Here is a 20,208-nt window from a genome sequence, read left to right on the forward strand (position 1 = left end):
TCAGCCTTTCCCTTTCCGGCTCAGATAGCCCTTCATTTCGGCGCGCAGGGGGCGCGCCAGCAAATAGATGGCAAGCACATTGGGTATTGCCATCAGGAAGAAGACGGAATCGATGAAATCCACGATCCGCCCCATGTCGATGATGGCGCCAAGGGGCAGCAGGAAGCAGAAACCGATTTTCCACACCAGTTCCTGAACCCGGCCGTGGCCGAAGATGAACTGGAAGCCTTCCGCCCCATAGAAGCCGTTGGCGACGACCGTGGAATAGGCGAACAGGAAAACGGCGATGGCAAGCACCACCGGAAACCAGGGCGCGACGGCTGCAAAGGCTGCGGATGTGATGGCGATGCCCTCAAGCCCGCCATTGGTGGCCGGATCCCATGTGCCGGCGACAACGAGTGTCACCCCCGTCAGGGTGCAGACGATGACGGTATCGATGAAGGGTTCGAGCAGCGCCACAAGCCCTTCGGAGGCCGGCTCGCGGGTGCGGGCCTGCGCATGGGCGATGACGGCGGTGCCGACACCGGCTTCCGATGAATAGACCGCGCGGCGCATGCCGGCGACGAAGCTGCCAAGAATGCCGCCAAAGGCGCTTTCCATGTTGAAGGCTTCCGTCACGATCAGCATGACCGCGCCCGGAATGGCCCCGGCGTTCGTCCCGAGGATCACGAGGCAGCCGCTGATGTAGATGAAGGCCATGGCCGGGACGAGAATGGACGTCGCCCGTGCGATCCAGCGGATGGAGCCAAGAAGGATCAGCGCCACGGCCAGTCCGAAGAGGATGCCATAGACGAGCGGGTTCTCGAGGCCGATGACGGATGCGACCTGCGCGTGGCTCTGGTTCACCTGGAAAAGCGCCAGCGAGCCGCCAAGCAGGAAGATGGCATAGAAAAGCCCGAGGAAGCGGCCAAGCCGGGGGAAACCGGCTTGCGCCAGGCCCTTGCTGAGCGTGAGGAACGGGCCGCCGCGCACCCGGCCATCGGGCAGCACCTCGCGGTACATCAGGCCCAATGTCACTTCGGACGCCTTGAGGGACATGGCGAAGATGCCGATCACCAGCATCCAGAAGATGGCGCCCGGCCCGCCCATCGACAGCGCGACCGCCACGCCCGCGATGTTGCCAAGCCCGACTGTTCCGGAAAGCGCCGTGGCCAAAGCCGCGAACTGGCTGACCTGTCCGGGCGCCGAAGGGTCATGGTAGCGCCCGCGCACGACATTCCATGCCTCGCGGAAACCCCGGAACTGCGGAAACCCGAGCCAGACGGTGGTGAAGACCATGGCAAGGGCCAGCCACAGCACGATGAGCTGCACCTCGACCCCGCCAACGGGTACGGACATGAAGACGAAGGCGGAAAGTGCGTCTATGCCGCGATCGAGGATGGTCATGCCTGTTCCGACCGGGCTGTCAGCCGCCGTGGATGGCGATTTCGAGGCGTCGGTCGGGGCATCTGTCGGGGCAAGGGCGTCTCCGTCTGGGTTGGCGATGCTGCTCCTTAACAGCTAGCCTTGGCGCCCGGGCCTGTCCATGCAGCAACGCGCTTTCCGGTGGATCATTGCCGCACCCGCCGCCAGCCCTCTTGCTGGCCATGCCGGGCATCGCCATCTCCGGCCCATGGTGGCTGACGCAAGGGACTGGCTGCGCATCGAGCGCGAAGGGCTGTATCTGCCGACTGCCGATGCCTGGATCGATCCGGCGCGACCTGTGGCGCGCGCCATCATCACCCATGCCCACAGCGATCATGCGCGCGGCGGCCATGGAGAGGTGCTGGCCACGGCGCCGACGCTCGACATCATGGAAACCCGCATCGGCCCGCAGCCGGGCGGCAGCGCGCTGGCCTATGGCCAGACGGTCGATCTGGGCGGCGTCCGCATCAGCCTGCATCCGGCCGGCCATGTCCTTGGCTCGGCACAGGTGCGGCTGGAGCGGGACGGCACAGTCGTCGTGGTTTCGGGGGACTACAAGCGCCGCCCCGACCCGACCTGCGCGCCTTTCGAGCCGCTTGCCTGTGACATATTCGTGACCGAGGCGACCTTTGCCTTGCCGGTGTTCCGCCATCCCCCGGCGGAAACAGAGATTGCCCGCGCGCTCGACCGGCTGGCGGCAAGCCCCGGGCGCTGCCTGTTGCTGGGGGCCTATGCGCTGGGCAAGGCGCAGCGGATCCTGGCCCTCATTCGCGCGGCGGGTCATCACCGGCCCGTCTATCTTCACGGGGCGATGGTGAAGATGATGGCGCTTTACCAGCGCCACGGGGTCGACCTCGGCGATATCCGCCCGGCAGCCGGCGTGCCTGCCGAAGAACTGGCGGGCCATATCCTCATCGCGCCGCCATCGGCGCTGGCCGATCGCTGGTCACGCCGACTGCCGGACCCGATCACCGCCATGGCTTCGGGCTGGATGCGGGTCCGGGCGCGGGCGCGGCAGCGCGGGGTGGAGCTGCCGCTCGTGATTTCCGACCATGCCGACTGGGACGAACTGACCATGACGCTCGCCGAGCTTCGCCCCGGCGAAGTCTGGGTGACGCATGGGCGCGACGATGCGCTGGTCCATTGGTGCGGGCTGAACGGGATCAGCGCGCGGGCGCTGCATCTTGTCGGCCGCGAGGACGAGGCCGAATGAGGGCGTCGGGCTGATGCGGGCCTTTGCCGACCTGCTCGAAGGGCTTGCCTTTGCGCCGGGCCGCAATGCGCGGCTCGACCTGATCGGGCGCTGGCTGCGCGACATGCCCGACCCGGATCGCGGCTGGGGGCTTGCAGCGCTTGCGGGCGAACTCGACCTGCCGGCGGTGAAGCCCGCCCTCATCCGCGGTCTGATCGAGGAACGGGTGGATCCGCTGCTGTTTCGCCTGTCGCATGATTATGTCGGGGATCTTGCCGAAACGGTCGCCCTGCTGTGGCCGGGGCAGGGCGCGGATGGCGCCGTGGCCCAGCTTTCTTTGGGGCAGGTGGTGGAAGCGCTTTCATCACCCGGTCGCGCGGATGCGCCCGCGCGGCTTTCAGCCCTTCTCGATCGGCTGGACGAGCGCGGCCGCCATGCGCTGCTGAAGCTTGCCACCGGCAATCTGCGCGTGGGGGCCGGCGCGCGGCTGGCGCGGATGGCTTTTGCCCGTGCCTTCGACGTTCCCGAAAGCGACGTCGAGGAACTGTGGCACGGCGTTGAGCCGCCCTATGGCCCGCTGTTCCACTGGGCAACGGGGGCGGGGCCACGCCCTGACGCGGGCGCGCAGCCGCTTTTCCGGCCCTTCATGCTGGCGCATCCGCTCGAAGCGCCCGAGATGCTCGACCTGGCCGAATACAGCGCCGAGTGGAAGTGGGATGGCATCCGCGCCATGGCCGTGCGCGCCGGCGGTCAGGCGCGGCTCTACTCGCGTGACGGGAACGAGATTTCGGCTGCCTTCCCCGAAATATCGGCGGCCCAGTCGGTCGATGCCGTGCTTGATGGCGAGCTTCTCGTGCGCGCCGGAGACGGCGTGGCCAGTTTCAATGCCCTGCAAAAGCGGCTGGGGCGCAAGCGTGTGCCGGGTGCGATGCTGCGCGACTCTCCCGTCTTCATGCGCTGCTATGACCTTCTGTTCGATGGGCGCGAGGATCTGCGCGATCGCCCGCTCGACGAGCGGCGGGCACGGCTGGAGGCTCTTGTCGGCCAGCTTGACCCGCAGCGTTTCGACATGTCCCCGGCCCTGGAAGCGGGCAGCTTCGCTGCGCTTTCGGCGCTGCGCGATTCCCCGCCCGACCCGTTGATCGAAGGCCTGATGCTGAAGCGCCGCGATGCCCCCTATGTCTCAGGGCGGCGCGCTGGCCTGTGGTACAAGTGGAAGCGCGATGCGCTCAGGGCGGATTGCGTGCTGATGTATGCGCGGCGCGGCCATGGCCGCCGTTCCAGCTTCTTTTCCGATTTCACCTTCGGCGCCTGGAGCGACGGGCAGCTGCTTCCTGTCGGCAAGGCCTATTTCGGCTTTACCGACGAGGAACTGAAGTGGCTCGACCGCTGGGTGCGTACGCACATGGTCGCGCGGCATGGCCCGGTTGCCGAAGTCGAGAAATCGCTGGTGCTGGAAGTCGCCTTCGATTCCATCGGGCCGAGCGCGCGCCACAAGTCAGGCCTTGCCATGCGCTTTCCCCGCATCAGCCGCATCCGCACCGAAAAGCCCGCCGGGGAAGCGGACAGCGTGGCGGCGCTGGCGGCCATGGCCCGCTGAAGGCCTGGAGGGCCGCCCAGAGAAATTGACGGCCTGAGGGCCGTCCTGGCCAACATGGTTCACCTTCCTTCACAATTACGGCAGGCCTTTCATCTTCTCGCAAGACCACAAGCTGCCTAAGGAATTCACCGGGGCGGAGGAGAATGATTTTTTGCGCGTCTTTCTGGCTCTGTTCCTGACCGTCCTTCTGGCCCTGCCGGCTGCGGCCAGGAATGGCCAGGATGCGGCATCGCAATGGGCTGTCGCGGAAACGGCGAGCTTCCGCGTCTATGGCCGGGGCGATACGGGGCGTGTTTCCGAGCATGCGGTCCTGCTCGAGGAATTTCGCGGGCTTTTCACCGATGGCAGCGGCAAATCCGTCCGTGCGCCCCGGCTTGACCTTTTTCTGGTGCCGGACATGGAAAAGGCAACGCCCTGGCAGGCGCTGCCACATGGTGTCGCCGGGATGTACCGGGCGGACAGCGGCCGCATGTCCGTCATCGCACTCGATCATGCCGGCGCGGGCGCACCGGATACTGCCGGGGTGCGCCGTATCCTGCTGCATGAAGTCGCCCACCATGTGATGTTTTCGGCGGGCGCCGGCGACCTGCCGCCTTGGTATCTGGAAGGCTATGCGGAATATGTCGCCACCGCCGGCTTCACTGCCCGGCAGGTGGTGCTTGGCGCGCCGGTGAAGGCGCATGCGGTCTGGCTTTCAAGGCGCGACTGGATGCCGCTCGAAAAGCTGCTGGCATGGGAATCGTCCGGCAAGAGCGGCGCGGATACGGCAGCCTTTTACGCCCAGAGCTGGCTGATGGTGCATCATCTCATGCACAGCCCCGCCATGCGACCGAAGCTGCACAGCTATCTGGAAGCCGTGCGCGCCGGCGAGGACAGGGTGGAGGCTTTCCGCCGGCATGTCGCGAAGGACTTCGCAGCCTTCAACCGCGCCCTGAAGCACCACGCCCGCCATGGTCTTGAAAGCGGGCGGCGCACGATGCCGCGCGCCGAACCCCCGCCTGTCGTGAGCGTGCGGTTGCTGGGCCCGGCCGCCGAAGATCTGCTGATGCAAATGGTAGCACTGGAGCATGGCGTGGATCCGCGCTGGCGGACCGGCGTGATTGACGAGATCCGCCGCCTTGCATCCCGCCATCCGGATGATCCGCTGGCGCGCCGCACGCTTGCGCTGGCCGAGTTGCAGCATGGAAGCACGGATGCGGCTGCCGCCTCGCTGGAGGCGCTGTTGCGCGACGCACCGGATGATCCCGACCTTCTTCGCTGGCACGCCCTGTCGCTGAAGCCCTATGCCGCATCCGCCGGGCCGGAAACGGTGGCCAGGGCGCGGCAGTTGCTGGAAGCGTCCGTGCGCGCGGCACCGGATGACTGGCGCAGCCTGCATGCGCTGGCATGGGTGCAGTGGGTCATCTGGAAGCATGAGCAGGATCATGGCGCGCCTCAGGCCGGGCCTGTGCCGCACGAGATGATGATGACCCTGCTGAAGGCCCAGCGCCTTGCCCCCCAGGTAGCGGATATCGCCCTGGAAAGCGCCATGCTTCTGGCCCTTGCGGGCAGGCCGGACAGTGCTGAAAGGCTGCTGGCCCCGCTTGCCGTCACGGCGCACTCCCAGAAGACGTCCCGGCTGGTGTCCGGTCTCATCCGGCAGATCCGCACAGGGGACAAAGCGTGGCTTGCGACCCATGTCGAGGCTGTTCGCAAGAAGCTTGCGCGCGAAGCGGTCGCCCGGCGCCCCGTTGCCGTGGAGCAGATGGCGGCGCCTGCCGCAGACAATCCGCCTCAGCGCGGGGCGCGGTAGCGGATAAGCCCTTCCTGCACCACGGTCGCGACGAGCAGGCCATCCGACTGGCGATAGATCTTGCCGATGTTGAGGCCGCGCCCGCCCGAAGCGACCGGGCTTGTCTGATCATAGAGATGCCATTCCGACGGATCGGGCTGGTGGTGAAACCAGATGCTGTGATCGAGCGACGCCGATTGCAGGGCGGGGTCCGTCCAGGAAACCGCATGAGGCAGGATGCAGGTATCGAGCAGCGTCATGTCGGTCGCGTAGGCGAAAAGCGCCGCGCGCAGCGCCATGCCTTCGGGTGCAGCGCCATCCGCGCGGAACCAGTTGCGTGCGGCCGGCTCCATCTTCTTTGGCTTGAACAGATTCTGGTGCGACACCGCGCGGAATTCGAAGGGCCGCGCGCGCTTCGTCCAGGTGGTGCGCCAGGGTTCAGGGATGCGCTCCCCGATCTTCTCGTTCCATTCCCGCTCGTTCAGCAGGCCTTCGGGGCCGGGCGTCTCGGGCATGCGGTCCTGATGTTCCAGCCCCTGTTCCATCACCTGGAAGCTTGCGGCGAGCGAGAATATGGCCCGGCCATGCTGGATCGCGGTGACACGGCGCGTCGTGAAGCTTCCGCCGTCCCGTTCGCGGTCGACCTTGTAGAGGATCGGGATACGCGGTTCGCCGGGGCGGATGAAATAGCTGTGCAGCGAGTGGATGGGACGGTCGGCCGCAACGGTGCGCTGCGCGGCGGCAAGCGCCTGCGCCACCACCTGGCCGCCATAGACGCGCACCCAGCCTTCGTCCGTGTTGCGGCCGCGGTAGAGATCCACCTCGATTTCCTCGACATCGAGGAGGGTGACGAGGTTCTCGAGATCCTTGGACATCATGCTCATGCCAGCCGGTTACGGCGCACGGGCCGGCCTTGCAACCGGCTTTGCCAGCGCGCACAGGCAAGCCATGTTAGAGCCGTTCCTCGTTTCCACCCTTACGGTCGCCATCGCCGAGATGGGGGACAAGACCCAGCTTCTGGCAATCCTGCTGGCGGCGCGCTTCGGAAAACCGCTTGCCGTGATCGCCGGGATTGCCGCCGCCACCGTGCTCAACCATGCGCTCGCAGCGTCTGCCGGCGTGCTGGTTGCGGGGCTGGTCGATCCTGCGATCCTGCGCTGGCTTCTGGCGGCCGGCTTCTTCGCCACGGCCATCTGGGCGTTCGTGCCCGACAAGGCGGATGAAGGGCCGGTGGGGCAGGGCGCCTGGGGGCCGTTCCTGGCGACCCTTGTGGCCTTCTTCATCGTCGAGATGGGGGACAAGACCCAGATCGCGACCGTGGCGCTTGCCGCCCGCTATGATGCTGTCATCGCCGTGACACTGGGCACCACGATCGGCATGCTGCTGGCCAATGTTCCAGCCGTTGTCTTCGCCCAGAAGCTGCTGCAAATCCTGCCGCTGAAGCTGTTGCGCCTTGCCGCGGCCCTCATCTTCGCCGGGCTGGGTGTCGCGACCCTGATGGCCTGATCCGCCCCGCCTGATTCGGCCGGTTTCCTGCCGCCTCAGTCCCGGAAGGGGTCGCGCACGAGGATGGTGTCGTCGCGCTCGGGGCTGGTTGAGACGAGAGCCACCGGGCAGTCGATCAGCTCCTCGATGCGGCGGATATATTTGATGGCGGCCGCCGGCAGATCGGCCCAGCTGCGCGCGCCCTGCGTGCTGTCCTGCCAGCCTTCGAACCGCTCATAGACCGGTTTCGCGGCTGCCTGCGCGCGGGTGGAAGAGGGCAGGTGGTCGAGCATCTCGCCATCCACTTCATAGCCCGTGCAGACCAGAAGCTCCTCGAAGCCATCGAGCACGTCGAGCTTGGTGAGGGCGATGCCATCGACGCCCGAAAGCGCGATCGACTGGCGCACCAGCGCTGCATCGAACCAGCCGCAGCGGCGCTTGCGCCCCGTGACCGTGCCGAATTCGCGGCCGCGCTGGCCAAGGCGCTCGCCGGTTTCATCCTCGAGTTCTGTCGGGAAGGGGCCGGAGCCGACGCGCGTCGTGTAGGCCTTCACGATGCCCAGCACATAGTTGATGGCGCCCGGCCCCATGCCCGAGCCGGCAGCCGCCTGCCCGGCGACCACATTGGACGAGGTGACGAAGGGGTAGGTGCCGTGATCGACATCCAGAAGGACACCCTGCGCGCCTTCGAAAAGGATGCGCGCGCGTTGCCGGCGCTTGGACGCAAGCGTTTTCCAGACCGGGGCGGCATAGGGCAGGATTTCCGGCGCGATCGCCCGCAGGTCCGCCACCAGGGCGGCGCGGTCGATCGGATCGACGCCGAAGCCGGAACGAAGCGCATTGTGGTGGGCAAGCAGCCTGTCGATCTGCGGGGCAGCCGAATCGAGGTCGGCAAGGTCGCAGACGCGCAGGGCGCGGCGGCCGACCTTGTCTTCATAGGCCGGCCCGATGCCGCGCCGCGTGGTACCGATCTTGCCGGCGCCGCTCGCATCCTCGCGCAGGGCGTCGAGATCGCGGTGGAAGGGCAGGATCAGCGGGCAATTGTCGGCGATCATCAGCTTTTCGGGCGTGATCACGACCCCCTGGCCACGCAGCCGGGCCATTTCATCCTTCAGGGCCCATGGGTCGAGCACGACGCCATTGCCGATGCAGCTGAGCGTGCCGCGCACGATTCCGGATGGCAGCAGAGAAAGCTTGTAGACCTGTTCGCCCACGACAAGCGTGTGACCGGCATTGTGCCCGCCCTGGAAACGCACGACGACATCGGCGCGGGCCGACAGCCAGTCAACGATCTTGCCCTTGCCCTCATCGCCCCATTGGGCGCCGATCACAACAACATTGGCCACGATAGATGCTCCTTGAAGGGGCTTGAAGGGGATTGGGCGGGGTTCAGCCGCGCGCCACAGGCCGGGTACCGTCCCAGATGTGGGAACAGCCATCCGGGCGATCTTGCACAGACAGCGCCGGTACCGTCGCCCAGCCTTCCGCCCTGAGGCGCGCACCGGCATCGGCCGGGGTGCCCATGGGCAGAAAAACGCGCTGCCTGACCGAAGCGCCCAGCCCGGCATCGACAAGCGCATCGACATAGAGCGACACGCCGGCCGCAGGCTCGGTGCCGCCGTCTGGATGGCGGACGAGATAGGTGCCGCCGCGCCCGATCTCGCCGCGCAGCGGTGCATCTTCTGCTTCGCCGAACAGCGAAAATCCGACCCAGCTCTGATATTCGAAGCCGTGCCGTTCCGTCGGGTCGATCGTCACGCGGACAGGCGGAAGCGTTTCCACCAGGTTCGAGAGGCGCTTCGCGAGGTCCGGCGCGAGCGCCGCAAGCTTCGGCAGCGCGTCTTCCGCCGGCCCGGCCGCTTCGAGAAGCGCCCGGTAGGGCATGGCCTCGGGGCTGGAAAGGGCGCCCCAGTCCTTGCCGTCGAGCGCGGCAAGGAGGGCGTCGCTGTCTGCCACGGGCCAGCGCACCGATGCAAGCTGCGCCACCAGTTCCGGGGTGGTCAGGTCGATGGAGATGTTGCGGACGCCGGCTGCCGTCAGCCCCTCGACGGCGGCGCCGATCAGCTCCGCAAGCGCTGCAACGCTGTCATTGCCGATCAGCTCGGCCCCGGCCTGTGTTCGTTCGCGCGCCGGGTCCAGCTGGTCGGAGCGGGCACGCAGCACCGGCCCGGCATAGGCCAGGCGCAGCGGCCGGGGCGCCTGCGAAAGCCGGGTCGCGGCAATGCGGGCGACCTGGCCGGTGATGTCCGGGCGCAGGGCAAGGGCGTCACCTGTCATGGGATCGGGCGAGCGGAAGAGGGCGGCGCCCAGCGGCTTTCCAAGCCAGCGCGCAAGCGACGCCTCATGCTCGGCAAGAGGCGGCGCCACACGTTCATAGCCGTGCGCGGCAAAGGCATCGACGATCGTGCGGGTCAGGATGGAATGGGCTTCGGCTGCCGGGGGCAGCCGATCCCGGAAGCCCACCGGCAGGAGGGCGCCGACGCCGGGCTGGCGCCCGCCTGTCTTCGCCGCGTCGCTCATCCGAACTTCAGCGCCTTCACCGATTTCACGCCCGGAAGCGCGCAAACGGCCTTCAGCAGCGATTCGCCGACTGGCTGATCGACCGAGAGCAGCAGGATCGCTTCCGCACCGGCGTCGCGGCGGCCGAGGTGGAAGGTGCCGATGTTGACACCCGCCTCACCCAGCGTGGTGCCGAGGCGGCCGATGAAGCCCGGCTTGTCCTCGTTCACGATGAAGAGCATGCGCGGCGCGAAATCGGCTTCGACCTTGATGCCGAAGATCTCGATGAGGCGCGGCGTGGCATGGCCGAAGAGGGTGCCGGCCACCGAACGCTCGCCCGAGGCAGTGCGCACGCGAACGCGCAGCAGCGTCTGGTAATCGGTTTCCCGCTCGTGCCGCACTTCGGCCACTTCGATGTTGCGGTCACGCGCCATGCTGGGCGCGTTCACCATGTTCACCGTATCGGAGAAAGTGCGCATCAGGCCGGCGAGCACGGCGCTGGTGATCGGCTTGATGTTGAGGTGGGCGGCAGCGCCTTCCACTTCCACGGTGACGGCGCGCAGTTCCTCGGATTCGAGCTGGCCGATGAGATGGCCCAGATGTTCGGCAAGCGCCATGTAGGGCTTCACCTTCGGCGCATCCTCGGCCGAGAGCGATGGCATGTTGAGCGCGTTGGTGACGCCGCCGGTGAGCAGGAAATCCGACATCTGCTCGGCCACCTGGATCGCGACATTGACCTGCGCTTCCGAAGTGGAGGCGCCAAGGTGGGGCGTGGCGATGAAGTTGGGCGTGCCGAACAGCGGATGTTCGTGGGCGGGCTCTTCCTCGAAGACGTCGAGCGCCGCACCGCCGACATGGCCGCTGTCGAGCGCGGCCTTCAGCGCCTTCTCGTCGATCAGGCCGCCACGGGCGCAGTTGATGATGCGCACGCCCTTCTTGGTCTTGGCGATGTTGTCCGCCGAAAGGATGTTGCGGGTGGAATCGGTCAGAGGCGTGTGCAGGGTGATGAAATCCGCCCGTGCCAGCAGTTCGTCCAGCGTCACCTTTTCGACACCCAGGTCCTGCGCCCGCTCGGGCGTGAGGAAGGGATCGAAGGCAGCGACCTTCATCCGCAGCCCGAGGGCGCGCTCGGCGACGATCGAGCCGATGTTGCCGCAACCGATCAGGCCAAGTGTCTTGGATGTGACCTCGACACCCATGAAGCGGTTCTTTTCCCACTTGCCGGCCTGGGTCGAGACATCGGCCTCGGGGATCTGGCGCGCAAGGGCGAACATCAGGGCGATGGCATGTTCGGCCGTGGTGATGGAGTTGCCGAAGGGCGTGTTCATCACGACCACGCCGCGCGCCGTCGCGGCGGGCACGTCCACATTGTCGACGCCGATTCCGGCGCGGCCGACAACCTTGAGCCGGGTGGCGGCTTCGAGAATCTGCGTCGTCACCTTGGTGGAGGAGCGGATGGCGAGGCCGTCATACTGGCCGATGATGGCGATCAGCTCGTCCTTCGAAAGGCCGGGCTTTTCGTCCACCTCGACACCGCGGGCGCGGAAGATTTCCGCCGCGAGAGGGGACATCTTGTCGGAAATAAGGACTCGCGGAGCCTTGTTCGTCATGGCTTGGGCCTTCTTGTCTGGATCAGGCGGCAGTGGCGGTGGCGTAGGCCCAGTCGAGCCAGGGCGTCAGCGCCTCGATATCGGCGGTGTCGACGGTCGCGCCGCACCAGATGCGCAGCGACGGCGGCGCATCGCGATAGCCGTTGATGTCGAAGGCGACGCCTTCCTTTTCCAGAAGCGATGCCATTGTCTTCGGAAGATCGGCCGGGCCATCGATCCGGATGCAGACCGAGGTGTTGGACCGGGTGGCCGGATCGACCGCGAGGTTCGATGCCCAGGGCGTGCGATCGATCCAGGCGTTGAGCGCAGCCGCATTGGCATCGGCGCGGGCGTGCAGGCCCTTGAGGCCGCCCACCGATTCGGCCCAGCGGAGCGCGTCGAGATAATCCTCGACCGCAAGCATGGAGGGCGTGTTGATCGTTTCGCCCACGAAGATGCCCTCGATCAGCTTTCCGCCCTTGGTCAGGCGGAAGATCTTGGGCAGCGGCCATGCCGGCGTGTGGCTTTCCAGCCGCTCGACCGCGCGCGGGCCGAGGATGAGCATGCCATGTGCACCTTCGCCGCCAAGCACCTTCTGCCAGGAGAAGGTGGTGACATCGAGCTTCTCGAACGGAAGCGGCTGGGCGAAGGCGGCGCTGGTCGCATCGCACAGGGTCAGGCCCTCGCGATTGTCGGAAATCCAGTTGCCGTCGGGAACGCGCACGCCCGAGGTGGTGCCGTTCCAGGTGAACAGCACATCATGCCCGTGATCGACGGCGGAAAGATCGGGCAGCTGACCGTAATCGGCCTTGATGACGGTGGGGTCGAGCTTCAGCTGCTTCGCGGCATCCGTCACCCAGCCTTCGCCGAAGCTTTCCCAGGCAAGGGCCGTGACAGGGCGGGCGCCGAGCATGGTCCACATCGCCATTTCATAGGCGCCGGTGTCGGATGCCGGCACAATGCCGATTCGGTGCGTTTCCGGCACCTGGAGGATGGCGCGGGTGCGGTCGATCGCGTCCTGAAGGCGCACCTTGCCGATCTTCGCCCTGTGGGAGCGGCCGAGGCAATCGATGGGAAGGGCGGCCAGTTCGTAGCCGGGGCGCTTGGCGCAGGGGCCGGACGAGAAATGCGGGCGCGCGGGACGCGCGGTAGGCTTGGCAGTCATATTCTCTCCTCTCAGAGAGCTCGCGCCGCGTTGGGGCGGCGTGGCCCGCGTTCGACATAGAGACGCAGGCCTGCCTGTCAAGCATTCAGCCATGCATGCTTGCAGCCACGCCCCTGCTTCCGGGCCGGTTCCAGGCCATTTTTCCATGCCGCCGGGCGCATTTCAGGGCGCGGATGGTTGGGCTTTTCGCCGGACCCGGCTAGGCGCAGAATTATGAGTGAGAAGAAAATGACAAGGCCCTTCAAGCCTGCCGCGCGCGAGGCGGATTTCGCTGCCCACCCCACACCCACGGCCCAGACCGAGCATCCGGCCTATCGCCTGGCCTTCCAGGATCCGGATTTCCTGCTTCTGGATGCGCTGCGCCCAGTCCGCTTCCAGCTTGAGCTGATGAAGCCGGAACTGCTGCTTGCCGAAGCCGGCATCGCCTCGACCTTCGTCTTTTACGGTTCGGCGCGCATACCCGGCCCGCATGAAATCGAAGCGCTGCAGGCCTCGGCTGACACGCCGCAACGGCGCAAGGTGGTGGAGCGTCTGGCGGCCAAGGCCCGCTATTATGAAGAGGCCCGGAAGCTTGCCCATCTCGCCTCCAGCCGTCCCTGCGCTCCGGGACAGCGCGAACTGGTGGTCTGTTCCGGTGGCGGCCCGTCGATCATGGAGGCAGCCAACAGGGGTGCGCATGAAGCGGGCGCGCCATCGGTCGGGCTGAATGTCGTGCTGCCGCATGAACAGCTGCCCAACGCCTATGTGACGCCGGGCCTGAGCTTCCAGTTCCATTATTTTGCGCTCAGGAAGATGCATTTCCTGATGCGGGCCCAGGCCGTTGCGGTCTTTCCCGGTGGCTTCGGCACCTTTGATGAACTGTTCGAACTGCTTACGCTCGTGCAGACGAAAAAGATGGAGCCGGTTCCGATCCTGTTGTTCGGGCGCGATTTCTGGAACCGGGTCGTCGATTTCGACGCGCTGGCCGAAGAGGGGGTGATTTCCCCGCATGATCTCGATCTCTTCCGTTTCGTGGAAACGGCGGAGGAGGCGTGGGAGATCGTCTGCGGCTGCATTGGCGAAACAGCGGAGCGGGGCTGAGACGAGCGGCTTGGCCCGGGCGAAAGGCCCGATCCGATGCAGCCATGAAAAAGGCCCGTCCGGAATGCCGGACGGGCCTTTTTTCAGTGCGGAGGCTTTTGCCCTACAGGCCCCTTATGGGGCATCGGTTCAGGCGGCGGGTGCCGCCATGTCCGTCGTTTCGGCAGCCGGCTCGCCGTCGGGGGCGACTTCGGCCGGCGTTTCCTCGGCCACCGGCACGGCCGGCATTGGCAGGGGCGCATCGCTCTTGCTGTTGAGATAGGCGATGAGGTCGGCACGATCCTGCGGCTTGCCCATGCCGGCGAAGCTCATCTTGTTGCCCGGGATATATTTGCGCGGGTTGGCGATCCAGGCGGAAAGGCCTTCCCAGTCCCACACCTTGTCGCCGGTGGACTTCATGGCGTCGGAGTAGCCGAAGCCGGCGATGTGGGCGTGCTTGGCGCCGACGATACCGTAAAGATTCGGCCCGATGCCGTTTGCGCCACCCTTGTCGATGGTGTGGCAGGCGGCGCATTTCTTGAACTGGTTTTCGCCCTTGGCGAGATCGGCCGTGGCGAGGAACACGGCGATCGGCTGCTCGGCCGCGCCGGCAGGCCCGGCAGCCCCGCCTTCTTCCTCAACGCCTTCAACGACGTAGGCGCGGGTTTCCGGCGCCGTGGTCGGGAAGAGATAGCCAGTGATGATCGACAGGCCGAGCACGGCAATGGCTGCGGTAAGCACCCAGCCGGCGATCTTGTTCCACTCGTAGCTGTCCACTGGTCCTGGTCTCCGAAACTTTTCCATGGCCGCGCGCCAGAACTGCGCCTGCAGTCCGGGCGTCCGCGCGCCTCATAGAAAGGGCTGAACCGCTTGGCAATGGCCCGCGCGGGGCGTGCGACGAGAGGAACGGCAGGAAGATGCCATCTTCTGGCGCATGTTCAGGGCCGGTTCAGCCCTTCCCGCAGGTGGCCGCCCGGCCGCGCTGGCAGGCGGTGGCGCCTGTCCACGGATTGACGGCCGGGGTCGCGGGGGGCAAGCGCAGCGCCATGCAGAGCTATCCTCCTCTTGCGCAGACGCTCGTTGATTCCCTTCGCGCCGAAGCCCTTGCAGAGCCCGCCCGCGCCATCGCCTTTCAGGGGGCGCCGGGCGCCTATTCGCACCAGGCAGTGCGGGAAACCTTTCCGCAGGGCCTGCCGCTGCCCTGCTACAGCTTCGAGGATGCGCTGGCCGCCGTTTCGGACGGGCAGGCCCATGCTGCCGTGATCCCGGTGGAAAACAGCCTGCATGGCCGTGTTGCCGACGTGCATTTCCTGCTTCCCGAATCAGGGCTTTCCATAACTGGCGAACATTATGTGAAGGTGGAACATTGCCTTCTGGGCGCGCCCGGCGCCCGGCTTTCCGACGTGCGCGAGGCGATGTCCCACCCGCAGGCGCTTGGGCAGTGCCGCAAGCGCCTGAAGGCGCTGGGAATCAAGCCCGTGACCCATGCCGACACGGCCGCCGCCGCCGCCGAGGTGGCCGGCACCGGCGATACTGCTGTCGCTGCTGTTGCCTCGGCGCTTGCCGGAAGCCTTTATGGCTGCGCGCTGCTGATGGAGGGCCTGCAGGATGCCGATCACAACCGCACCCGCTTCCTCATTCTGGAACGAACGCCGCGCGACCCTGCCGAAATCGAGGGGCGTGCAAAGACCAGCCTCTCCTTCGAGGTGAAGAACGTGCCGGCTGCCCTGTTCAAGGCGCTTGGCGGGTTCGCCACCAACGGGGTCAATATCACGCGCCTCGAAAGCCACCTGCGCGGCGGCGCCTTCGTGGCGGCCGAATTCCTCATCGACATCGAGGGCCGACCGACCGATCCTGCCGTCACCAGGGCGCTCGACGAACTTGCCTTCCATTCCAAATGGGTCCGCATCCTGGGATGCTACCCCATGGTGCCGCCCGAACTCGCAACCACCTGAGGGTGCCGGCGCGGGCTTCCCGCTAAAGGCGCGCGTGATGCCGCCGTTTTCCCGGGCGATGTTTCCGGGAGAGGGAAAGCGCCCAGATGCGAGTGCATGAACGCCGGGCCAGACCAATATCGGGCCCGACATCAGGGCCGATATCAGGGCCGATATCGGGTTTGCGCCCATGACGGCGATGTTTCCCCCGCCCCGACCGGTGGTGATGGATGCCGGATGGCGCGACCTGCTCTCCATCGGCGATGCCGACGATCCGTTCCGGCACAAGGTGCGTGGCCAGCAGATGGCCTTTCTCTATCGCTGCCTGCCATTTGCGATCCTCGTCTGCGTCAGCAATGGCGCCGTTGTCCTTGCCTCCATGGCCGACGAGGCTTCGCCGCCGGTGCTGTTCTTCTGGTTCTTCGCGCAGCTGGCGATGATCCTGGCCTGGCTGGTGCGGGCGGTGCGCGAGCATCTTGCCGGCCGCCTGACCGAGCCGACCCCCGGCTTCGTGCGGCGGGCGGCTGCGGAACTGGGTGTCGTGGGCCTCGCCTGGGGACTGTTGTTCGCCGATGTCCTTGGCCGCGTGCCGCCGACGGAATCGATGCTGGTGCTGGCCATGGCGATGACCGCCATGGGGGTTTCGGCCTTCACCACCTCCATCTTTCCGCTGGGCGCCATCCTGCTTGCCGGGCCGATGATGGCCGGCACGGTCTGGGGCCTTGCCGCCAGCGACTGGGCCGGCAACTGGATGGTCCATGTGGTGATGGGAAGTTTTCTCATCGTCACCATCCGCGGCAACATGCTGAGCGCCAGGAGCTTCATGGCGCGCCGGCATGCCAGGGAGCGGCTGACGGAGCAGGAAGAGGTTCTGCGCCTGCTGCTGAACGAGTTCGAGACGAACGGCTCGGAATGGCTGTTCGAGTTCGATTCGGCCGGCCGGCTCAGCATTGCGTCCCCCCGCTTTGCCGAAGCCGTGCGCCAGCCCGTGGAAGCGATCCTCGGCCGCCACTGGACCGATTTCCTGACCGATCTTTCGGCTGCCTCGGAGTTCTTCACCATCGTGCGGCGCGGGCTGCCCTTCCGGGACACTATGCTGCGTGTGGAAGTGGACGGCGAAAGCCGCTGGTGGTCGCTTTCGGGAACGCCCAAACGGGACCGGGACGGGCGGCTGGTAGGCTATCGCGGTGTCGGCTGCGACGTGACGGAGCGCCAGCGTTCGGCCGAACGCATTGCCGAGCTTGCCACCTTCGACACGCTGACAGGGCTGGTGAACAGGCGCATCATCCATCAGGCGCTCGCCGATGGCCTCGTATCGGTGCGGGGCACATGCCTGCTGTTCGTCGACCTGGACAGGTTCAAGGCGGTGAATGACAGCCTTGGCCATGGCGCCGGAGACAAGCTGCTGCACGAAGTCGGCTACCGGCTGCAGGATGTGGTGGCACGGCGCATGGGCGCGGATGCGCTGGTCGGCCGGCTGGGCGGGGACGAGTTCGCGGTTGTCGTCCGAGACAGCGATCTTGCCCGTGCGACGGCACTCGGGGAAGAGATCATCGCCACAGTCTCGCGGCCCTATGTGCTGGGCGGCAAGCAGGCGATCATCGGTGCAAGCATCGGCCTCGCGGTCGGGCCTGCCGATGGCGCCGATGTCGAGGGCCTGATGCGCGCCGCCGATCTTGCGCTTTACGACGTGAAGGCCAAGGGCAGGGGCACGGTGCGCCATTACGACCGCGCCATGCACCGTCGTGCCGAGGCCCGGCGCGCGCTGGAGCTGGATTTGCGCAACGCGCTGGCGGGCGGGCAGATGCGGCTGGCCTTCCAGCCTGTCGTCAATGCGCTCGATGAGCGCATCGTCGGTTTCGAGGCGCTGATGCGCTGGCGTCACCCGCAGCATGGCGAAATCCCGCCGGCGACTTTCATTCCCATTGCTGAAGAGGCCGGGCTGATCGGAGAGCTGGGAAGCTGGGCGCTGGCGGAAGCGTGCCGCATTGCCGCCGGCTGGCCCCGCCACATCAGGCTGGCGGTCAATCTGTCGCCCATCCAGTTCGACGACCCGGCCTTCGCCGACATCGTTTCGCATACCCTTTCCCGCTACAACATCCAGCCCGAACGACTGGAACTGGAGCTGACCGAAAGCCTGTTCCTAGAGGAAAGGCCGCAGACGATCGCTCTGCTGGAACAGCTTGAGTCCATGGGGGTCGGATTCGCGCTGGATGATTTCGGCACCGGCTATTCATCGCTCGGCTATCTGCGGAAGATCCCCTTCCGGCGCATCAAGATCGACCGCAGCTTCGTGCGCGCCAGCACCAGCGGCGGCGGCGAATCCATGGCCATCATAGAGGCGATCGTGGCCCTGGCGGATCGCCTCGGCATGGAAACAACGGCCGAGGGCACCGAGACACGCGCCGAGTTCGAGGCGATGCGGCGGCTCGGCTGCGCGCAGGTGCAGGGCTATTATTTCGGCGCCCCGATGAGCGCGGATGACGCGGAGCGGCTGATTGACCGCACCCGCCCGCTGGTGGAGCTGGCGCCGGCGCTGATGGCCCCTGTTGCGGCCCCTGTCAGTCTTTCCGCGACCAAAGGCTGAGCAGATTGTGCGCGATGGCGAAGGGGGGCGGCGCCTGCCAGTCCCCCTTGCCATCCAGTGCTGCCCTGACCTCATCGCGGCTGACCCAGCGGGCCTCGGCGATTTCACTTTCATCGAGCCTCAGTTCGAAGCCCTGCGCGCTGGCGAACGCGCCCATCATCAGGCTGGCCGGGAAGGGCCATGGCTGGCTCGCGACATAGCGCACATCGCTCACCCGGATTCCGGCTTCCTCGTGCAGTTCCCGGGCCACGGCTTCCTCGAGCGATTCGCCCGGCTCCACGAAGCCGGCCAGCGCGGAAAAGAAGCCGGCAGGGAATTGCGGGCCACGGCCGACGAGGGCCATGCCATCCTTTTCGGCCAGCATGATGACGACGGGATCGACGCGGGGGAAATGTTCGGTGCCGCAGGCCTCGCACTGGCGGCTGTAGCCGGCCTTCTCGATTCGTGTGGGGGCGCCGCAATTGGCGCAGTGGCCATGGCGGCGATGCCAGTCGAGGATGGAGCGGGCCTGGGCGATGATTCCGGCGCGGCCATCGGCAAGGACGGAGCCCGCCATGCGCGCATCGGTGGCGCGGGCGGGCAGGTCGTCGAAGGGCTTGCCATCGACGGCAAAGCGGGGCGCGCCCTCTTCATCGAGACCAAGAAAAATGGTCGTGCCTTCGGGTGAATCGCTGCGGCGCGCCCAGTAGAGATCGGTGCCATCCTCCGTCATCAGCGGCTTCAGATCATCGAGGATCAGGAAGCGCGCGGCAGGGTGCAGCCGGGCAGCCTGAAGGGCCGCCGCATCCCGACGGAGATGATCGGCCCGGTCGAGCGGGTTTCCGGTGAACCCCGGGGTCTGGGCTTTGGTCATGGCATCTCCGGTTTCATCTGCGGTTGAGGGGACTCGAGAACCAGTCGGACGGCGCGTGCATAAAGGGTTGGCAGACCTTCATCCAGAATCCGACTGCGTGGAACCCAGCGCAATTGCTGGCCCGCAAGCTCCGGCAGCCTTTCCGCGACGCTGGTAGTGGCCAGGGTGAGCCGCAGTTCGAAATGGGTGAAGACATGGCGGACGCGCGTATCGAGCCTGTGCCACTGCCCACCGAAGGGCAGGCTGTCGTCTTCCGTTTCTGCCCAGCCGGTGCCGGGAAGCGCCGGCATGCCGCCCAGCAGCCCGCGCGGCGGCCGGCGGACAAGGGCGATGCTGCCGTCATGTTCGATCCACCAGGCCGTGCCCAGCTTCAGCGGACGCGGCTTTTTCGGTGGCTTGACCGGAAAGGCCTCGGGCGTGCCGCAGGCATGGGCGGTGCAGGCTTTCCGCAGGGGGCAGGCGAGGCAGCGAGGCGCGCGGGGCGTGCAGATGCTCGCGCCGAGGTCCATCATCGCCTGCGCGAAGTCGCCCGGCCGTTCAGCAGGCACATGGGCTGAAAGCGCCTCGGCGATGGCGGTCCTGGCGGCGGGCAGGGGGGTGTGAATCGCGAACAGCCGGCTCGCCACCCGCTCGATATTGGCGTCGATGACGGTGGCGGGCTCGCCGAAGGCAATGGCGGCGATGGCCGCGGCCGTATAGGCACCAATCCCCGGCAGGGCGCGAAGAGCCGATTCCGTTTGCGGGAAACCGCCTCGCGCAGCGACGATCCGGGCAGCCGCAAGCAGGTTTCGTGCGCGGGCATAATAGCCAAGGCCTGCCCAGGCGCGCATCACCTCCTCGTCGTCAGCGGCTGCCAGCGCCTCGATGCTGGGCCAGCGGTCAAGGAAGCGCTGGAAATAGGGCGCCGCTGCCGCAACCGTCGTCTGCTGGAGCATGATTTCCGACAGCCAGACATGATAGGGGTCTGGTGGTGCGCTTCCTGGCGGGCTGCGCCATGGCAGCGCCCTTGCCGAATGATCGTACCAGTCGAGCAGCGGGCGAGAAATACTGTCGACGGGCATGGGGTCTCT

16 protein-coding genes are annotated in these 20,208 nt (G+C 66.7%); 7 read left to right on the top strand and 9 right to left on the bottom strand.

The window, feature by feature from the left end:
• The gene (locus tag ACUJ46_RS04700) at positions 1–1,386 is read right to left on the bottom strand and encodes an alanine/glycine:cation symporter family protein (RefSeq protein WP_445389271.1); all 1,386 of its coding nucleotides are present in this window, start codon (positions 1,384–1,386) and stop codon (positions 1–3) included.
• A gap of 226 nt (positions 1,387–1,612) precedes the next feature.
• On the opposite strand from ACUJ46_RS04700, the gene ACUJ46_RS04705 reads away from it, so the two are divergent.
• From ACUJ46_RS04705 to ACUJ46_RS04715, 3 genes are all read left to right on the top strand, one after another.
• Entirely contained in the window at positions 1,613–2,617 is a 1,005-nt protein-coding gene (locus ACUJ46_RS04705; protein WP_445389272.1) for a ligase-associated DNA damage response exonuclease, read from the top strand.
• 13 nt (positions 2,618–2,630) lie between these two features.
• Positions 2,631–4,196 (top strand): cisplatin damage response ATP-dependent DNA ligase, encoded by a 1,566-nt coding sequence (locus tag ACUJ46_RS04710; RefSeq protein WP_445389537.1) that lies wholly within the window; start codon positions 2,631–2,633, stop codon positions 4,194–4,196.
• A gap of 151 nt (positions 4,197–4,347) precedes the next feature.
• Positions 4,348–5,988 (top strand): hypothetical protein, encoded by a 1,641-nt coding sequence (locus ACUJ46_RS04715; protein ID WP_445389273.1) that lies wholly within the window; start codon positions 4,348–4,350, stop codon positions 5,986–5,988.
• Here the strand turns inward: ACUJ46_RS04715 and ACUJ46_RS04720 are convergent.
• Positions 5,970–6,851 (bottom strand): acyl-CoA thioesterase, encoded by an 882-nt coding sequence (locus ACUJ46_RS04720; RefSeq protein ID WP_445389274.1) that lies wholly within the window; start codon positions 6,849–6,851, stop codon positions 5,970–5,972. The genes ACUJ46_RS04715 and ACUJ46_RS04720 overlap by 19 nt on opposite strands.
• A gap of 64 nt (positions 6,852–6,915) precedes the next feature.
• Here ACUJ46_RS04720 and ACUJ46_RS04725 point away from each other — a divergent pair, with 64 nt between their 5' ends.
• Positions 6,916–7,473, top strand: coding sequence for a TMEM165/GDT1 family protein (locus ACUJ46_RS04725; RefSeq protein WP_445389275.1), 558 nt, complete (start codon positions 6,916–6,918; stop codon positions 7,471–7,473).
• A 35-nt stretch (positions 7,474–7,508) separates the two neighbouring features.
• On the opposite strand, the gene ACUJ46_RS04730 is transcribed toward ACUJ46_RS04725, so the two are convergent.
• Genes ACUJ46_RS04730 through ACUJ46_RS04745 form a run of 4 tightly spaced genes read right to left on the bottom strand, consistent with a single transcriptional unit; the run spans position 7,509 to position 12,705 of the window.
• On the bottom strand, positions 7,509–8,798 hold the full coding sequence (locus ACUJ46_RS04730; protein ID WP_445389276.1) for an adenylosuccinate synthase: 1,290 nt from the start codon (positions 8,796–8,798) through the stop codon (positions 7,509–7,511).
• A gap of 43 nt (positions 8,799–8,841) precedes the next feature.
• On the bottom strand, positions 8,842–9,972 hold the full coding sequence (locus ACUJ46_RS04735; RefSeq protein WP_445389277.1) for an ATP phosphoribosyltransferase regulatory subunit: 1,131 nt from the start codon (positions 9,970–9,972) through the stop codon (positions 8,842–8,844).
• Positions 9,969–11,561, bottom strand: a complete 1,593-nt coding sequence (gene serA, locus ACUJ46_RS04740) for a phosphoglycerate dehydrogenase (protein WP_445389278.1) — start codon at positions 11,559–11,561, stop codon at positions 9,969–9,971. Before serA ends, ACUJ46_RS04735 begins: the two co-directional genes overlap by 4 nt.
• Before the next feature lie 22 nt (positions 11,562–11,583).
• Positions 11,584–12,705, bottom strand: coding sequence for a phosphoserine transaminase (locus ACUJ46_RS04745; RefSeq protein WP_445389279.1), 1,122 nt, complete (start codon positions 12,703–12,705; stop codon positions 11,584–11,586).
• 213 nt (positions 12,706–12,918) lie between these two features.
• Between ACUJ46_RS04745 and ACUJ46_RS04750 the strand changes: the two genes are divergently transcribed.
• Entirely contained in the window at positions 12,919–13,785 is an 867-nt protein-coding gene (locus tag ACUJ46_RS04750; RefSeq protein WP_445389280.1) for an LOG family protein, read from the top strand.
• Positions 13,786–13,914: 129 nt separating this feature from the next.
• Here ACUJ46_RS04750 and ACUJ46_RS04755 read toward each other — a convergent pair whose 3' ends face one another.
• Positions 13,915–14,541 (bottom strand): c-type cytochrome, encoded by a 627-nt coding sequence (locus ACUJ46_RS04755; protein ID WP_445389281.1) that lies wholly within the window; start codon positions 14,539–14,541, stop codon positions 13,915–13,917.
• A gap of 269 nt (positions 14,542–14,810) precedes the next feature.
• Here ACUJ46_RS04755 and ACUJ46_RS04760 point away from each other — a divergent pair, with 269 nt between their 5' ends.
• A complete protein-coding gene (locus ACUJ46_RS04760) occupies positions 14,811–15,719 on the top strand; it encodes a prephenate dehydratase (RefSeq protein ID WP_445389282.1) in 909 nt (302 codons plus the stop codon).
• Positions 15,720–15,888: 169 nt separating this feature from the next.
• Positions 15,889–18,285 carry a putative bifunctional diguanylate cyclase/phosphodiesterase gene (locus tag ACUJ46_RS04765; protein WP_445389283.1) on the top strand — a complete coding sequence of 799 codons (2,397 nt, stop codon included), beginning with the start codon at positions 15,889–15,891 and terminating at the stop codon, positions 18,283–18,285.
• Here the strand turns inward: ACUJ46_RS04765 and nudC are convergent.
• Both nudC and ACUJ46_RS04775 read right to left on the bottom strand, forming a co-directional pair.
• Positions 18,260–19,138: an NAD(+) diphosphatase gene (gene nudC / locus ACUJ46_RS04770; protein WP_445389284.1), complete on the bottom strand. Its 879-nt coding sequence runs from the start codon at positions 19,136–19,138 to the stop codon at positions 18,260–18,262. The two genes, ACUJ46_RS04765 and nudC, sit on opposite strands and share 26 nt — an antisense overlap.
• The gene (locus ACUJ46_RS04775) at positions 19,135–20,199 is read right to left on the bottom strand and encodes an A/G-specific adenine glycosylase (protein WP_445389285.1); all 1,065 of its coding nucleotides are present in this window, start codon (positions 20,197–20,199) and stop codon (positions 19,135–19,137) included. Before ACUJ46_RS04775 ends, nudC begins: the two co-directional genes overlap by 4 nt.
• Between the last annotated feature and the right edge of the window lie 9 nt (positions 20,200–20,208).

The sequence above is a fragment of the Sandaracinobacteroides sp. A072 genome (assembly GCF_052616365.1).